The sequence below is a fragment of the Solilutibacter pythonis genome (assembly GCF_003697345.1).
GTDB classification, from domain to species: domain Bacteria; phylum Pseudomonadota; class Gammaproteobacteria; order Xanthomonadales; family Xanthomonadaceae; genus Solilutibacter; species Solilutibacter pythonis.
On record NZ_RFLY01000003.1, the window covers coordinates 114925 to 129585 of the forward strand.

At 68.5% G+C, this 14661-nt stretch carries 13 protein-coding genes; 2 read left to right on the forward strand and 11 right to left on the reverse strand.

The window, feature by feature from the left end; all coding sequences use genetic code 11:
* Window positions 1-144: 144 nt before the first annotated feature.
* Window positions 145-2538 (forward strand): ribonucleoside-diphosphate reductase subunit alpha, encoded by a 2394-nt coding sequence (locus EBB59_RS03060; RefSeq protein ID WP_122100676.1) that lies wholly within the window; start codon window positions 145-147, stop codon window positions 2536-2538.
* A complete protein-coding gene (locus EBB59_RS03065; protein ID WP_122100677.1) occupies window positions 2535-3551 on the forward strand; it encodes a ribonucleotide-diphosphate reductase subunit beta in 1017 nt (338 codons plus the stop codon). Before EBB59_RS03060 ends, EBB59_RS03065 begins: the two co-directional genes overlap by 4 nt.
* Window positions 3552-3623: 72 nt before the next feature.
* Here the strand turns inward: EBB59_RS03065 and EBB59_RS03070 are convergent, their stop codons facing one another.
* From EBB59_RS03070 to cbiB, 11 genes are all read right to left on the reverse strand, one after another.
* The gene (locus EBB59_RS03070) at window positions 3624-4907 is read right to left on the reverse strand and encodes an O-acetylhomoserine aminocarboxypropyltransferase/cysteine synthase family protein (RefSeq protein WP_122100678.1); all 1284 of its coding nucleotides are present in this window, start codon (window positions 4905-4907) and stop codon (window positions 3624-3626) included.
* A 174-nt stretch (window positions 4908-5081) separates the two neighbouring features.
* Complete coding sequence (locus EBB59_RS03075) at window positions 5082-5726, reverse strand: hypothetical protein (protein WP_122100679.1); 645 nt, start codon at window positions 5724-5726, stop codon at window positions 5082-5084.
* Window positions 5727-5834: 108 nt separating this feature from the next.
* A complete protein-coding gene (locus tag EBB59_RS03080; protein WP_122100680.1) occupies window positions 5835-7700 on the reverse strand; it encodes an ABC-F family ATP-binding cassette domain-containing protein in 1866 nt (621 codons plus the stop codon).
* A 226-nt stretch (window positions 7701-7926) separates the two neighbouring features.
* Complete coding sequence (locus EBB59_RS03085) at window positions 7927-8364, reverse strand: hypothetical protein (protein ID WP_122100681.1); 438 nt, start codon at window positions 8362-8364, stop codon at window positions 7927-7929.
* 17 nt (window positions 8365-8381) lie between these two features.
* Entirely contained in the window at window positions 8382-9116 is a 735-nt protein-coding gene (locus tag EBB59_RS03090; RefSeq protein WP_122100755.1) for an adenosylcobinamide-GDP ribazoletransferase, read from the reverse strand.
* Window positions 9113-9685, reverse strand: a complete 573-nt coding sequence (locus EBB59_RS03095; RefSeq protein ID WP_425451788.1) for a histidine phosphatase family protein — start codon at window positions 9683-9685, stop codon at window positions 9113-9115. The genes EBB59_RS03090 and EBB59_RS03095 overlap by 4 nt, the downstream gene beginning before the upstream one ends.
* Before the next feature lie 5 nt (window positions 9686-9690).
* Complete coding sequence (gene cobT / locus EBB59_RS03100) at window positions 9691-10737, reverse strand: nicotinate-nucleotide--dimethylbenzimidazole phosphoribosyltransferase (protein WP_122100683.1); 1047 nt, start codon at window positions 10735-10737, stop codon at window positions 9691-9693.
* The gene (gene cobU / locus EBB59_RS03105) at window positions 10727-11254 is read right to left on the reverse strand and encodes a bifunctional adenosylcobinamide kinase/adenosylcobinamide-phosphate guanylyltransferase (protein ID WP_122100684.1); all 528 of its coding nucleotides are present in this window, start codon (window positions 11252-11254) and stop codon (window positions 10727-10729) included. Before cobU ends, cobT begins: the two co-directional genes overlap by 11 nt.
* On the reverse strand, window positions 11251-12720 hold the full coding sequence (locus EBB59_RS03110; protein ID WP_122100685.1) for a cobyric acid synthase: 1470 nt from the start codon (window positions 12718-12720) through the stop codon (window positions 11251-11253). The genes cobU and EBB59_RS03110 overlap by 4 nt, the downstream gene beginning before the upstream one ends.
* Window positions 12717-13700, reverse strand: coding sequence for a threonine-phosphate decarboxylase CobD (cobD, locus tag EBB59_RS03115; protein ID WP_122100686.1), 984 nt, complete (start codon window positions 13698-13700; stop codon window positions 12717-12719). Before cobD ends, EBB59_RS03110 begins: the two co-directional genes overlap by 4 nt.
* Complete coding sequence (gene cbiB, locus EBB59_RS03120; RefSeq protein WP_122100687.1) at window positions 13693-14658, reverse strand: adenosylcobinamide-phosphate synthase CbiB; 966 nt, start codon at window positions 14656-14658, stop codon at window positions 13693-13695. The genes cobD and cbiB overlap by 8 nt, the downstream gene beginning before the upstream one ends.
* Window positions 14659-14661 lie beyond the last annotated feature (3 nt).

A 14661-nucleotide genomic window follows, 5' to 3' on the forward strand; every position in this document is an offset into this window, starting at 1 on the left:
CCGCGCCCACGCGCCCCGGAACCCGCTGCCCGAGAGGGCGATGCCGCGACACGGACGTTGCCACGTCCGCGATCGCGTCGTCTTCCGCTCACGCGTGGCTTCGAGGGAAAGCCCGCGCCCGTGCGCCCATTCACGAGAGACGCCATGAGCCAGACCGATCTTCCCGCCGTGACGCCCGTCGCCACGGGCGAAAACTTCGCCCTGACCCCACCCGCCGCCGCCCACGCCATGACCGTGACCAAGCGCAACGGCGCGCGCCAGGCGGTCGATCTCAACAAGATCGTGTTCGCCGTGCAGCGCTGCTGCGAGGGCTTGCACGCGGTCGATCCGATGCGGGTCGCCACCCGCACCATTTCCGGCCTGTACGACGGCGCGACCACGCGCGAGCTGGACGAGCTCTCGATCCGCACCGCCGCGCTTCTGATCGGCGAGGAGCCGGAATACGGCCGCCTGGCCGCGCGCCTGCTCGCCAACGTGATCGCCAAGGAAGTGGCCGGGCAGGAAATCCACGCCTTCTCGCAATCGGTCGCGCGCGGGCACGAGGTCGGCTTGATCAACGACCGCCTGATCGGCTTCGCCCAGACCCATGCGCGCAAGCTCAACGACGCCATCGACCCGGCGCAGGACCGCCACTTCGACTACTTCGGCCTGCGCACGCTCTACGACCGTTACCTGCTGCGCCACCCACACACCCGCAAGGTGATCGAGACGCCGCAGCAGTTCTTCCTGCGCATCGCCAGCGCCTTGAGCGAGGAGGTCAACGAGGCCATCGCCCTCTACCGGACGATGAGCGCGCTCGAATACATGCCCAGCTCGCCGACGCTGTTCAACGCCGGCACCCGCCACGAACAGCTCTCCTCCTGCTTCCTGCTCGATTCACCGCTGGACACGCTGGAATCGATCTACGCGAAATACGGCGACATCGCCCAGCTCTCCAAATTCAGTGGCGGGATCGGCGTCGGCTACAGCCGGGTGCGCGCGCGCGGTTCGCTGATCCGCTCGACCAACGGCCACTCCAACGGCATCGTGCCGTGGCTGAAGACGCTGGACTCCTCGGTCGCGGCGGTCAACCAGGGCGGCAAGCGCAAGGGCGCGGCCTGCGTGTACCTGGAAACCTGGCATGCCGACATCGAGGATTTCCTGGAGCTGCGCGACAACACCGGCGACGAGGCGCGCCGCACCCACAACCTCAACCTAGCCAATTGGGTGCCGGATCTGTTCATGAAGCGCGTCGAGGCCGACCAGGCATGGTCGTTGTTCGACCCGGCCGTGGTGCCGGAGCTGGTCGACCTGCACAGCGAGGCTTTCGATGCCGCCTACCTGCAGGCCGAAAAGCGCGGCCTGGCGGCGAAGAGCATCCCCGCGCGCAAGCTCTACGCGCGGATGATGCGCACGCTCGCCGAGACCGGCAACGGCTGGATGACCTTCAAGGACAAGTGCAACCGCGCCGGCAACCAGACCCTGCGCGCGCAGAACGTCATCCACCTGTCCAACCTCTGCACCGAAATCCTCGAAGTCACCTCCGCCGAGGAAACGGCGGTCTGCAATCTCGGTTCGATCAACCTGGCCCGTCATTTCGACGAGTACGGCGATTTCGATTTCGACAAGCTGGGCGAAACCGTGCGTCAGGCGGTCACCCAGCTCGACCGCGTGATCGATCTCAACTTCTACCCGATCGAAACCGCGCGGCGCGGCAATCTGCGCTGGCGGCCGGTGGGCCTGGGCTGCATGGGTCTGCAAGACGCCTTCTTCAAGAAGCGGCTGGCCTTCGACAGCGAGGAGGCGCGCGCGCTGTCGAGGCGGATTGCCGAGACCATCTATTTCCACGCACTGGAGGCGAGCTGCGAGCTGGCGCGAGAAAAGGGCGCGCACCCGAGCTTCGGCGACACCCGCGCTTCCACCGGCGAGCTGCAATTCGATGCCTGGGGCGTGACGCCCGAGAACGCCGAACGCTGGGACGGCCTGCGCGCGCGCATCCAGCAGCACGGGCTGCGCAACTCGCTCCTAATCGCCATCGCGCCGACCGCGACCATCGCTTCCATCGTCGGCTGCTACGAATGCGTGGAGCCGCAGATCAGCAACCTGTTCAAGCGCGAGACGCTCTCCGGCGACTTCCTTCAGGTCAACCGTTACCTGATCGACGAGCTGAAGAAGCTCGGCCTGTGGACGGCGGAAATGCGCGACGCGATCAAGCTGGCCGAAGGCTCGATCCAGGGCATCGCCGACATCCCCGAATCCCTGCGCACGGTGTACCGCACCGCCTGGGAAATTCCGATGCGCTCGCTGATCGACATGGCCGCCGAGCGCGGCGCTTTCATCGACCAGTCCGCCTCGCTCAATCTCTTCATGGAAAGCCCGAACATCGGCGCGCTGTCGTCGATGTACATGTACGCCTGGAAGCGCGGCATCAAGACCACCTATTACCTGCGCTCGCGCCCGGCCACCAAGATCGCCAAGACCACGGTGTCGGCCTACACCCCGACGCAGGCGGTGGCCTGCTCCCTTGAAAATCCCGAAAGCTGCGAGGCTTGCCAATGAACGCGCGCCAACCCCATCTGCTCGACCCCGGTTTCGAACTGACCCTGCGCCCGATGCGCTACCCGCAGTTCTACGAGATGTACCGCAACGCGATCAAGAACACCTGGACGGTGGAGGAGATCAATTTCCAGATCGACATCTCCGACCTGCACGCCAAGATGTCGCCGGCCGACCAGCATCTGATCCACCGGCTGGTGGCGTTCTTCGCCACGGGCGATTCCATCGTCTCCAACAACCTGGTGCTGAACCTCTATACCCACTTGAACGCGCCGGAAGCGCGCATGTACCTGTCGCGGCAGTTGTACGAGGAAGCCCTGCACGTGCAGTTCTACCTCACCCTGCTGGACAACTACCTGCCCGACCCGGCCGAGCGCGCGCTCGCGTTCGCGGCGGTGGAGAACATCCCCTCGATCAAGAAGAAGGCCGATTTCTGCTTCAAGTGGATCGATTCGATACAGGACCTCAAGCGCATCGAGACGCGCGAGCATCGCCGCCAGTTCCTGCTCAACCAGATCTGCTTCGCCGCCTGCATCGAGGGCCTGTTCTTCTTCGCCGCCTTCGCCTACGTCTACTACTTCCGCTCGCGCGGGCTGCTGCCGGGTCTGGCCTCGGGCACCAACTGGGTGTTCCGCGACGAGTCCTGCCACATGGAATTCGCCTTCGAATCGGTGCGCACCGTGCGCGAGGAGGAGCCGGACCTGTTCGACGAGACCATGAAACAGCAGGTCTACGACATGCTGGCCGAAGCCATCGAATGTGAAATGCAGTTCGCCGAGGACGTGCTCTCCGGCGGCGTGGCCGGTATTTCCGAGCGCGACATGCGCCAGTACCTCCAGCATTGCGCCGACCAGCATTTCGCCAAGCTCGGCATGGAGAAGGTCTACCACGTGCGCAACCCGCTGCCCTTCATGGAATTGCAGGACGTGCAGGAGCTGACCAATTTCTTCGAACGCCGGGTCAGCGCCTACCAGGTCGGTGTGCAGGGCGAAGTCGGCTTCGACCACGCGTTCTGACCGGGCCATCGCCGATGCCGCAACACAAGACGCCGCCCCCGGGCGGCGTCTTCGTTCGCGAGGCCGGCCCGTTCAGACCGCCGCCAATGCCTGCTTCAGGTCGGCGATCAGGTCATCGATGTGTTCGATGCCGACGCACAGCCGCACCGCTTCCTCGCCGACACCGGCTTTCGCCAATTCCTCCGGCGTCAACTGGCGATGGGTGGTGCTGGCCGGATGGGTAGCCAGCGATTTGTTGTCGCCGATGTTCACCAGGCGGGTGAACAGCCGCAGCGCGTCGAGGAAACGCTCGCCCCCCTTGCGCCCGTCATCGCCGGCAATGCCGAAGGTCAGGAGGCCCGATGCGCGGCCGCCGTGGAGCCTCCGCGCCAGCGCATGATCGGGGTGGTCGGGCAAACCGGCATAACGCACCCAGGCCACCTTGGGATGCGCCTTCAGGTATTCCGCCACCTTCAAGGTGTTCTCGCAGATGCGCTCCAGCCGCAACGCCAGCGTTTCCAGCCCCTGCAAAATCTGGAAGGCGTTGAACGGCGAGAGCGCCGCGCCGGTGTTGCGCAACGGCACCACCCGCGCCCGGCCGATGAAGGCGGCCGGCCCCAGCGCCTCGGTGAACACCACGCCGTGGTAGCTGGGGTCGGGCGCGTTGAGCTGCGGGAAACGCTCGGCATGCGCGGCCCACGGGAATTTGCCGCCATCGACGATCAGCCCGCCAATCGAGGTGCCGTGGCCGCCGATGTATTTGGTCAGCGAATGCACCACGATGTCGGCGCCGTGCTCGATCGGGCGCAGCAGATACGGCGAGGCCACCGTGTTGTCGACGATCAGCGGAATGCCATGGCGATGCGCCAGTTCCGCCAGTGCCGGGATATCGGCGAGCTTGCCGGACGGGTTGCCGATACTTTCGACGTAGATCGCCTTGGTGCGCGCATCGATCAGCGCCTCGAAGGCGGCCAGGTCGTTGTCATCGGCAAAACGCGCCTCGATGCCGAAGGCCGGCAGATGGTGGGCGAACAGCGTCCAGGTGCCGCCGTAGAGCGAAGCCGCGCTGACGATGTTGTCGCCCTGCCCGGCAATGGTCTGGATCGCATAGGTGATCGCCGCCTGCCCCGAGGCCAACGCCAGCCCGGCGATGCCGCCTTCCAGCGCGGCGAGGCGTTCCTCCAGCACCGCATTGGTCGGGTTGGTGATGCGGGTATAGATATTGCCCGGCACCTTCAGGTCGAACAGGTCGGCGCCATGCTGGGCGCTGTCGAAGGCATAGGCGGCGGTCTGGTAGATCGGCACCGCCACCGCCTTGGTGGTCGGGTCCGGACTGTAGCCGGCATGCAGGGCGAGGGTTTCGAAACGTTGGCTCATGGGGCGACTTCGCTGCGACGTGGGAAGGCCACCCTAGCACAATAAATCTCTCCATACGAATGAAGCGATATATTTACATCGCATCCCTCGACGCCCCGCCCACATGGGCGCGAACGAAACAGGCGCCCCGGGGAGCGCCTGCTGGTTTCGGTTCGTTTGCCGAAGCGGTTTGGACTACCAACCCCAGGGCGTCGGCGGCGGATCGACCGGGCGGGTCAGGTCGAATTCCACCTTGAACAGGCGACCGTTGGGGCGCGACAGTTCGTAGACGAAAGTGCGGGGATGGATTTCCATCGCCCAGGTGTTCTCCACCGAGGCGTTCAGGCCCTCTTTTTCGAACAGGGCGATGGATTCGGCATCCACCGGAAATGCCTGGCGCGTGGCGCTGCCGGCATGCCGGCTGTCGCCGCCGTACATGGTCATCGCGTCGGGGCTGCCATCCGCGTGCCGATGGTCGTGTTTGAGGCGCAGGCCGTGGTCGAGCCGGGTCAGTATCCACGTCCGCGAATGGTCGTCGCCGACGTGGAAGGGCACTTCGAGGCGTTGCCCGGGGTCGTCGCAGCCGCGCACATGCATCACCAGGCGTTTGCCTTCGAAGGCATCGGGGGTGGCGGATTTCGGCGTGTTGGCGACGATCCTGCCTTCGTACGCCTTGCCGCAGTGGGCGGCGACATGGGCCATGAAGGTATCGGCCGGGGCTTGTCCGGTGGCGGTGGCCGGCACGGCGGCGGCATCGGCCACGGGCATGGAGCGGGAGGGCGCGCAGGCGGCCAGCGCCAACGCGAGCGGGGAGGCGGCGAGAAGGGTTTTCGTGTTCATTGCCGCACCCTAACCCGCCGATCCGGCCGGGGCAAACCGGCACGCGCGAGGCGCTGGTGGAAACGCCGGCGTCACGGACGCGGGGTTCATCGCGCTACGGTTTCCGCATCAGCCGTAGAGCGCCAGCAGCGCTTCCTCGGCCGCCTCCAGTTCGGCGCGCAATTGCATCTGCGCGCGGCCCAGATCGGCCACCTTGCCGGTATCGGAATACACCGCGGGGTCGGCCAGCGCGGCCTCGCATTCGGCCAGTTCGCCGGTGAGCCGCTCCACCCGCGCCTCGGCTTCCTTCAGCTTGTGCGGGTTGATCCTGGCCGGTTTTTTCGCTGGCGTTCCCGCCGCGGGGGGCGCCGGCGCCGGTACGGGCACGGGGGGCTTCGCGTCGGCCTTCGCCTCGCCCGCGGCCGGACGCGCGCGCAGCCAGGCGGCGTAATCGTCGAGATCGCCGTTGAACGGTTCGACCACGCCGTCGTGAACGCGCCAGAACGCATCGCACACCAGGCCGATCAGATGGCGGTCGTGGCTGACCATGACGATGGCGCCATCGAAATCGCTGAGCGCTTCGGCCAGTGCTTCGCGCATTTCCAGGTCGAGATGGTTGGTCGGCTCGTCGAGGAGCAGCACGTTGGGCTTGCGCCAGGCGATCAGGGCCAGCGCGAGGCGCGCTTTCTCGCCACCGGAGAAATTGTCGATGGCCTCGAAGGCGCGGTCGCCCGGGAACTGCCAGCGGCCAAGGAAGTTGCGGAAGTCCTGGGTGGAGGTCTCCGGCGAAATGTCCTTCAGATGGTCGATGGGCGAAGCGCCTTCCACCAGCGATTCCACCGTGTGCTGGGCAAAGTAGCCGATCACCAGGTCGGGATGCGCCACGCGTTCGCCGGCCATCGGCGCGAGTTCGCCCACCAGGGTCTTCACCAAGGTCGATTTGCCGGCGCCGTTCGGCCCCAGCAGGCCCACCCGGTCGCCCGCCTCCAGCGCGAAGCCGACATCGGCGAGGATGCGCGCGCGTGCGCCGTAACCGGCATCGACATGGCGAAGGCCAAGCAGCGAATTGGGCATCCTCGCCGGCTCGGGGAAATCGATGTGCAGCGCGCGTTCGGCGCGCACGGCCTCGGTACCGGCGAGCTTTTCCAGCCGCTTCATGCGGCTTTGCGCCTGCCGCGCCTTGCTGGCCTTGGCTTTGAAGCGGTCGATGAACTTTTGCAGGTGGGCGCGTTCGGCCTGTTCCTTCTCGAAGGCGATCTGCTGCTGGCGCAGGTGCTCGGCGCGCTGGCGCTCGAAGGCGGTGTAGTTGCCGGCGTAGAGTTTGGCCCGGCCTTCATGCAGGTGCAGGATGTGGGTGGTGACGTTGTCGAGGAACTCGCGGTCGTGGCTGATGACGAGCAGGGTGCCGTCGTAGCGGCGCAGCCAGTCTTCCAGCCAGACCACGGCGTCGAGGTCGAGGTGGTTGGTGGGTTCGTCGAGCAGCAGCAGGTCGCTCGGCATCATCAGCGCGCGCGCCACGTTGAGGCGCACGCGCCAGCCACCGGAAAAATCGGCGACCGGCTTTTCGTGCGTCCCGGCCGGAAAACCCAGGCCGTGCAGCAGGCGTCCGGCGCGGGCATCGGCGTCGTAGCCGTTCAATTCGGCAAGCCGGTGGTGCGCTTCGGCCACCGCCTCCCAATCCTCGTTCGCCATCGCCTCGCGTTCGGCGCGCACGGCGGCATGCAGTTGGTCGTCGCCGGACATCACGAAATCCAGCGCCGGCTCGGGCAGGTGCGGGGTTTCCTGCGAGACGCTGGCGATGCGCGCCTTGCCGGGCAGGTCCAGGTCGCCTCGATCCGGCTCCACCTCGCCCAGGAGCGCGGCGAACAACGAAGACTTGCCGGCACCGTTGCGGCCGACCACGCCAACGCGATGGCCGGCATGGAGCGCCAGATCGACGTCGGACAGCAGCAGGCGTTCGCCACGCCTGAGGGCGAAATTACGGAAGGAAATCATGCGCGAATTCTAGGGCCTGCCCGCGTACCCGTACATGACGCGCCCGTTTGAGAAACCGCTACCCATCCGAAGACTCCGCGCGCCCGCGAATGGCCACGCGCGAACTCGTTACCCAGGCGGCGGATTCACGCGGGCCAGATTCGGACACTCGGGCACTGGCGGGGCCGGCAACGCCAGGTAGGCGTTGTCCAGGCTTTCCCGGGGCCGGTTGCGCGCCGGTCCGGTGTCAGCGGCCCGTATCGCGGGTTTCCCTCAGGTAGTGGCGCTTGTGCGGGTGCTTGACCCAACGCACCTTCACTTCCGGGTCGACGGCCAGGAGCGCGTCGACCAGTTGATCGGCATACCACTTGATGGAATCGAAGGCATCCTCGCCGCTGGAGTGCAGGTATACCGACATCGCCGGCTGGCCACCTTGCCGATCTTCCGCATGCATCCGGATGCCGCCTTCGTAGGCGATGGCGATTTCCTCGCCATCCACGCGGGCGACGCTCTGCGTTTTGCCGGCCAACCAGACGGCGAGCGCCGCGCGCACCTCGGCCGGGCGCGTGGTCCACGGCTGCGCTTCCAGCAGGACGTCGCTCCATACGTTCCAACGCCAGTGGCGATAGCCCCAGCTATAGTCCAACGGCCAGCGCAGGGGGCTTCTCGGGCGGTAACGGGCCATCGATGTTCTCCTTTGGGTCAACGGGCGAGTGTAAGGGCCATCGCCACCAGCATGACGGCTTCGGCCAGCTCGGCCAGCGCGCCGGCGGTATCGCCGGTGAAGCCGCCCAGCCGCTTCATCACCGCGCGCCGCCACAGCGCGAACAGCGACAGCCCGGCCAACAGCGCGACGACACCGGGCCGGCCCGCCACGGCGGCGACCAGCATGGCGAACGCGCAGGCCAGCCAGCAGGCGATGCGCGGCGCGTCCGCCAGAGCCGCTCCCATGCCGCCGCCGCGGACGTAGGGCGTGGTGAGGAAGGCCAGCACCAGCCACGTGCGCGCAAGCATCGGGGCGATGAGCACGGCCGGCCACGCGGCGGGCGGCAGGCTGGCCAGCGCGGCGAACTTGAGCAGCAGCACCAGCACCACGGCGGCCACGCCCACCGGGCCGCTGGCCGGGTCCTTCATGATGGCGAGGGTCTTCTCCCGGTTGCCCAGGCCGCCGACCCAGGCGTCGGCACTGTCGGCCAGTCCATCCAGATGCAGCGCGCCGGTCAGCATCACCCAGGCGGCGAGCACGATGGCGGCGGCCAGTAACGGCGGCGCGGCGCCGAGCGATCCGCCGATGCCAAGCAGAACCGCGCCGATCAACGCGCCCACCGGCGGATAAAACGGCAGCGACCCGCGGCGCGCGCCGGCATCCCCGAATACCCGCGCCGGCACCGGGATGCGAGTAAGAAAGCCGAGCGCGTGGAGGAACGCCCGCATCATGGCGCCCGTGGCAGGCGGCGCGGTGCGCGAACGCTCCACGGCAGGCGGTGCAGGCCCGCATGCGGCACGTCGATCCCCGCCATGTCACCGTAATCGCGGCCTTCCGCCAGACAGCGCAGCAGGCGGATGGCCCCGCCATGGGTCACGACCAGGACGCGTTCGCCGGCTTGCGGCATGGCCGCGTCCAACGCGGCGCACAGGCGCTCGCCGAACTGGTGGAAGGTTTCGCCGCCGGGCGGCGGGTTCGCCACCGGGTCGCGCCAGAACGCGGCCAGCGCTTCGCCCTGTTCTTCCGCCAGGGTCTCGATCGGCACGCCCTGCCAATCGCCGAAATGGTATTCGGCCAGCCGCGCATCGATGCTCAGGGCAAGCCCGCGCCGGGCGGCCAGTTCGCGGGCGAACCCGGCACAGCGGCGCAACGACGAAGAGACGATGCGGTCCCACGCATGCCCGGCCACGGCCGCGCGCAACTGTGCCCAGCCCTGCTCGGTGAGCGCGTCGTCGAGTTGGCCGCGATAGCTTTTCTGGCCGGTATCGCCATGCCGCAACAGGTCGAAGCCGGGCGCGATGGCGCTCATGCTTCGGAGACGCCGGCCTCGGCGAACGTCGCCATGCCCTTGTGCAGCGCGCAGGCCAGCCGCAGCAAAGGCACCGCCACCGCCGCGCCGCTGGCCTCGCCGAGGCGCATGTCCAGATCGAGCAGCGCACGCGCCCGCAACGCATCCAGCAGGCGACCGTGCCCGCGCTCCTGCGAACGGTGCGCGTACAGCAGCCAATCCGCCACTTGCGGCTGGATGCGCACGGCGGCGAGCGCGGCGGCGGTGGCGATGAACCCATCCACCAGCACCGGCAGCCCTTCCTGCGCGGCGGCGATGTAGGCGCCGGCGAGCGCGGCGATCTCGAAGCCGCCGAGCCGGCGCAGCATTTCCCGCGCGCTTCCGGCATCGCCGTGCAAGGCCAGCGCGCGGGCGACGACTTCGGCCTTGCGCTGGATGCCGGCGGCGTCCAGGCCGGTGCCCGCGCCCGCCAGCGCCCCCGGCGCCAATCCAAGCAGGGCGCACGCCAGGGCGGTGGCGGCGGTGGTGTTGGCGATACCCATTTCGCCGCCGATGAACATCTGCGCCTTCGCCAACCTGGCCTCGCGCACGCTGTCCCGGCCCGCCACCAGCGCGACGGCGAATTGCGCATCGCTCATCGCCGCCTGTTTACAGAAATTGGATGAACTCGGCGCGATGACCGCGCGGCGGACGCCCTCGATTTCGCCGGGGTCGTTGACCGTGCCCAGGTTGACCACCTCCAGCCGCGCGCCCAGTTGCCGGGCCAACACGCTGATCGCCGCCCCGCCCCTGGTGAAGTTGCGCACCATCTCGCCGGTGACCGCCTGCGGGAAAGCGGATACGCCTTCTTCCGCCACGCCATGGTCGGCGACGAACACGCTGATCCAGACCCGATCGATGGCCGGCCGCTCCGTGTGCTGCAAGGCGGCCAGCCGGATGGCGGCGGTTTCCAGCATGCCCAGCGAACCCGGCGGCTTGGTCAGGCGGGTCTGCCGCATGCGCGCGGCCTCGTGGATGAATTCATCGGGCGATGCGCAGGGCGCATCCAGCCAATCAGGCAACATCGGGCTTTCCTTTCAGGTAAAGCGGCAATCCCGCCGCGACGAACACCACGCGCTCGCAGCGCGCGGCGATTTGCTGGTGCAGGCGCCCGGCCTCGTCGACGAAGCGGCGCGACAGCGCCCCCATCGGCACGATTCCCAGCCCCACTTCGTTGCTGACGAAAACGACCACCCCCGGCAAGGCCGGGAGGGCCGCGAGCAGCGCATCGTACTCGCACGCATGCCGGGCTTCATCCTCCAGGCCCAGCAGGTTGGACAGCCACAGCGTCAGGCAATCGACCAGCAGCAGGCGGTCATCCGCGGCGTTCGCGCACAGCGCGCGGGCCAGCGCGAGCGGCTCTTCGACCAGCCCCCACCCGGCCGGACGCCGCGCGCGATGATGCGCGATGCGCGCGCGCATTTCGCCATCGAGCGGCTCGGAAGTGGCGACGTAGACGACCTCGCGGCCGCTCTCCAGCGCCCAGGCTTCGGCCAGTGCGCTCTTTCCCGAACGCGCGCCACCGAGAATCAGGGATTTCATGCGCGCACTCCGGCCAGCCGTTCCAGCAGGGCGACATCCAGATGCGCTTCCACCGCGTCGGCCAACCGTTCGATGCCGGCTTCGCGCAGGGCGCGCAAGTCGAGCGGCCCGGCCCCGGCGCACCCCGCCCAGGCCAGGATCGCGGCCAACGCCTCCGGCGTATCGAACACGCCATGCAGATAGGTGGCGAAGATCTGGCCGTCCGCCGACAACGCGCCATCGGCGCGCCCATCCTCGAGCATGACCGGCGCGGCGGCCAGCCCGGCGCCACGGCTGACGCCGCAATGGATTTCGTAGCCGCGCACGGCGGCCTCGTGCCCCGCCAGCCGCAGCGTGCCTTGCGTGTTGCATAACTGTTTGCGGGCCTCCAGCACGGTCTCGAAATCCAGCCAGCCCAGCCCGTCGCTGCCGCCCGGTTCGCCTTCGAGGCCCAACGGGTCGTGGATCGCTCGCCCCAGCATCTGCAAGCCGCCGCAGATGCCGATCAGCTTGCCGCCATAACGCAGGTGTTTTTGCAGCACGGCCACCCAGCCATTGGCGCGCAGCCAGGCCAGATCGGCGCGGGTGGATTTCGAGCCCGGCAGGACGATCAGGTCGCAAGGCGGCGCAATTTCGCCAGCACCGACAAAACACAGCTCGACGTCGGGGTGCGCGCGCAGGGCATCGAAATCGGTGTGATTGCTGATGCGCGGCAAGGCCGGCACCACCACGCGCAACGCCGCCGCCGGCTTATCCGCCGGCAGGCGCGGCAGTGCATCCTCGGCATCCAGATGGAGCCCGTGCAGATACGGCAACACGCCGATGACCGGCTTGCCGGTTTCCCGCGTCAGCCAATCCAGGCCGGGTCGCAGGAGCGCGACGTCGCCGCGGAAACGGTTGATGACGAAACCCGCCACCCGCGCGCGTTCGCGCTCCGACAACAGCGCCAGCGTGCCCACCAGATGGGCGAACACTCCGCCGCGATCGATGTCGGCGATCAGGATCACCGGGCAATCCACCGCTTCGGCATAGCCCATGTTGGCGATGTCGTGCGCGCGCAGGTTGATCTCCGCCGGGCTGCCCGCCCCTTCGACCAACAGCAGCTCGCAGCGCTCGACCAGGCGCGCGTGCGAAGCCATCACCGCCTCGAACGCCACGCGCTTGTATTGGTGGTAGCCCACCGCATCCATGTTGCCGACCGCGCGCCCATGCACGATGACCTGCGCGCCGGTATCGGTATTGGGCTTGAGCAGCACCGGGTTGAAATCAAAGCGCGGCGCGATGCGCGCGGCCTCGGCCTGCACCGCCTGGGCGCGGCCGATTTCCCCGCCATCCACGGTCACGGCGGAGTTGAGCGCCATGTTCTGCGGCTTGAACGGCGCCACCTTGACGCCGCGCCGCGCGGCCCAGCGGCAAAGCGCCGTGACCAGCGCGCTCTTGCCCGCATCCGACGTGCAACCCTGCACCATCAGCACGCGCGCGCTCACCGGCCAAGCTCCGCCAACGCCGCGTCCAGACGCGCAAGCTCGCCGTCGTCGGCGCACAGGCCGAAGCGCAGGCTGGCCGGCGTCTCGAACAAGCGGGTGAGAATGCCCCGGCGGCACAGCGCATCGTGCAGCCCGGCGGCGCGCGTATCGCACCGCCAATGAAAATACGCACTGGACGCGGTGGGCGTCAGGCGATGGCGACGCAGCACCTCGCCTAGTTCCGCGCTGCGCGCCCGCAACCATGCGCGCTGCGATGCCTGCCATTCGACATCGCGAAGCGCCTGCGCCACCGCCCAGCGCGAAGGCCCGGCCAGCGCCCACGGCCCGAGTTTTTCGCCGAGCTTGTCGAGAATCGCCGGGGACGCGCAGACGAACCCCGCCCGCGCGCCAGCCATGCCGAAGAACTTGCCGACCGAGCGCAGCACGACCAGACCGCCGCGCCCGGTTTCGCCGCACAGGCTGTGCCCTGGCGTGGCGTCCATGAAGGCTTCGTCGACCACCAGCCAGCCGCCGCGCGCGGCAAGCCCGGCGTGCAGATCGAGCAATCCGGCGCTGGTGAAAGTATCGCCCCCCGGATTGTTGGGATGGATCAGTACGACGACGTCGAAGCGCACCGCCTCGGCCAGGAGCCGCGCCGCCGGCAGCGTTTCCACCGCGTGCCCGGCCTGCCGCCAGGCGTGCGCATGCTCGGCGTAGCCCGGCGCGATCACGCCCACCCGCGAAGGCCCGCGCAGCCGCGGCAAAGCCTGGATCGCCGCCTGCGAACCGGCGACCGGCAGCAATACGGGCGCGCCGTAGAAACGGCGGGCGGCGTCGATCAGGCCATCCTCGTCCTCGGGCAGCCGCTGCCAGAGGCGCGGCGGCACCGGCGGCACCGGATACGCGCGCGGGCTGATGCCGGTGGAAATATCCAGCCAACGCGCCGGCGCGATGCCATACCGATGGGCCGCGCGCAGCAAACGCCCGCCATGTTCAAGCATGACCGCTCCGCGCCAGCAACGCCGATCGCGCCACGCCGGCGAAAAACGAATCGAACGACAGCTCGACCAACGCGATGCCGATCAGCCACGGCCAGACACTGCGACGCACCAGCGCCAGCGCATCGCATATCGCCCGCGCATCCGGCGCGCGGCCCGCGCCCAGCGGCGGCCGCTCGCTCATCACCCCGTGATAGGGCGCGGCACCGCCCAGCCGCACGCCGATCGCGCCCGCGCCGGCGGCCATCACCGGGCCGGCATTCGGGCTTTTCCAGCGCACGCCTTGCCCGCGCCAGCAGCGCAGCGCGCGCCGGGTCCGGCCGCAAAGCGCGTAAGCCAGGGCGGTCAGCCGCGCCGGGATGAAATTGAGCACGTCGTCGATGCGCGCCGCCGCCCAGCCGAAGTGGCGGTATCGGTCGTTGCGGTAGCCCCACATCGCGTCCAGCGTGTTGGCCAGGCGGTAGAGCAGCGCGCCGGCGGGGCCGAGGACGGCGAACCAGAAGATCGCGCCGAATACCGCATCGGCGCCGTTTTCCAACACCGATTCGGTGGCCGCGCCCGCCACCTGCTCGGCCGAGAGCGCATCGACATCACGGCTGACCACGCGGCCAACGGCCGCGCGCGCGGCGGCGAGGTCTTCGCGCAGCAGCGCGTCGATCACCGGCCGGGCGTGCTGGCCCAGGCTTTTCAGGCCAATGGCCAGGTACAGCACCGCCACCGCGAACGGCCAGTAAAGCCAACCCGATATCGCATCCAGCCCATGCGCCGCCAGCGCGCACAGCGCCACCCAGGGCGAGACCGCCAGCACCCACGCCAGCACGCCGGCAGCCCGCGAGTCACGGTGCCGACGCCGTTCGATACCGCCCGCCCAGCGCCCGAACGCCACCAGCGGATGCGCACTGCGCGGCTCGCCGAGCAGTGCGTCGAGAACGATGGCGGCAAGGATCGCGGGCCAGGCCATGCC

Excerpts from the sequence above, each read along its gene's own strand:
- EBB59_RS03060 (WP_122100676.1), top strand. The coding sequence starts at position 145 with ATGAGCCAGACCGATCTTCCCGCCGTGACGCCCGTCGCCACGGGCGAA.
- EBB59_RS03080 (WP_122100680.1), bottom strand. The coding sequence starts at position 7,700 with ATGATTTCCTTCCGTAATTTCGCCCTCAGGCGTGGCGAACGCCTGCTG.
- EBB59_RS03090 (WP_122100755.1), bottom strand. The coding sequence starts at position 9,116 with ATGATGCGGGCGTTCCTCCACGCGCTCGGCTTTCTTACTCGCATCCCG.
- cobD (WP_122100686.1), bottom strand. The coding sequence starts at position 13,700 with ATGCTTGAACATGGCGGGCGTTTGCTGCGCGCGGCCCATCGGTATGGC.
- EBB59_RS03085 (WP_122100681.1), bottom strand. The coding sequence starts at position 8,364 with ATGGCCCGTTACCGCCCGAGAAGCCCCCTGCGCTGGCCGTTGGACTAT.
- EBB59_RS03075 (WP_122100679.1), bottom strand. The coding sequence starts at position 5,726 with ATGAACACGAAAACCCTTCTCGCCGCCTCCCCGCTCGCGTTGGCGCTG.
- cobT (WP_122100683.1), bottom strand. The coding sequence starts at position 10,737 with ATGTTGCCTGATTGGCTGGATGCGCCCTGCGCATCGCCCGATGAATTC.
- EBB59_RS03065 (WP_122100677.1), top strand. The coding sequence starts at position 2,535 with ATGAACGCGCGCCAACCCCATCTGCTCGACCCCGGTTTCGAACTGACC.
- cobU (WP_122100684.1), bottom strand. The coding sequence starts at position 11,254 with ATGAAATCCCTGATTCTCGGTGGCGCGCGTTCGGGAAAGAGCGCACTG.
- cbiB (WP_122100687.1), bottom strand. The coding sequence starts at position 14,658 with ATGGCCTGGCCCGCGATCCTTGCCGCCATCGTTCTCGACGCACTGCTC.
- EBB59_RS03070 (WP_122100678.1), bottom strand. The coding sequence starts at position 4,907 with ATGAGCCAACGTTTCGAAACCCTCGCCCTGCATGCCGGCTACAGTCCG.